This window comes from Methylobacterium guangdongense (genome assembly GCF_038442355.1).
GTDB lineage: Bacteria > Pseudomonadota > Alphaproteobacteria > Rhizobiales > Beijerinckiaceae > Methylobacterium > Methylobacterium guangdongense.
In genome coordinates this window covers 1-565 of record NZ_JBBXMX010000085.1, presented here as the reverse complement: position 1 = coordinate 565, position 565 = coordinate 1, and the positions used below count along the sequence as shown (strand labels likewise).

The following is a 565-nucleotide window of genomic DNA, read 5'->3' as shown; positions in this document are numbered from 1 at the left end:
CTAGATGTTTGGTCCCAGCATTTGGTGGAGCGGGTCTGACCTGAAGCGGCTGGGCTCGGCCGACCATGCCTTGCATATGGCTTCGTAGGGCGTGAGGCCGCGCAAGGTCTTGAGGCGGCGGGCGAAGTTGTAGGCGCTGACGAAGTCGGCCAAGTGCGCACGGAGCTGCCCGTGGCTGTCATAGTGGTAGCGCTTGACCGTCGCGTCCTTGATCGTGCGGTTCATCCGCTCGACCTGACCGTTGGTCCAGGGGTGGCGCGGTTTGGTCAGCCGATGGTCGATATCGTTGCGGGCGCAGGCAAGTTCGAAGCTGTGGGCCCGGAAGGTTTCGCCGGCTGCAATCGCCTCCTTGATGATGGAGGCGGCCGAGGCGACGTTGCCGGGCGTGGTGAAGTGGGTGCCGTTGTCGGTGAGCACCGTGTGCACCTTGTAAGGCACGGCCTCGATGAGATGGCGGAGGAAGTCACCTGCGACCCGCCGCGTGGCCTTCACGTGAAGCTCAACGAAGGCGAACTTGGTCGTGCGGTCGATGGCGACGAGCAGGTAGAGCCGCCCTTCGGCTGTG

The 565-nt window shown here is 64.2% G+C and carries 1 protein-coding gene; it reads right to left on the bottom strand.

The genetic code is table 11. The annotated features are described in order from the left end of the window. Positions 1 to 565: integrase core domain-containing protein (locus tag AAHG09_RS31860; RefSeq protein WP_342112355.1), on the bottom strand; the 565-nt coding region annotated here is incomplete at its 5' end.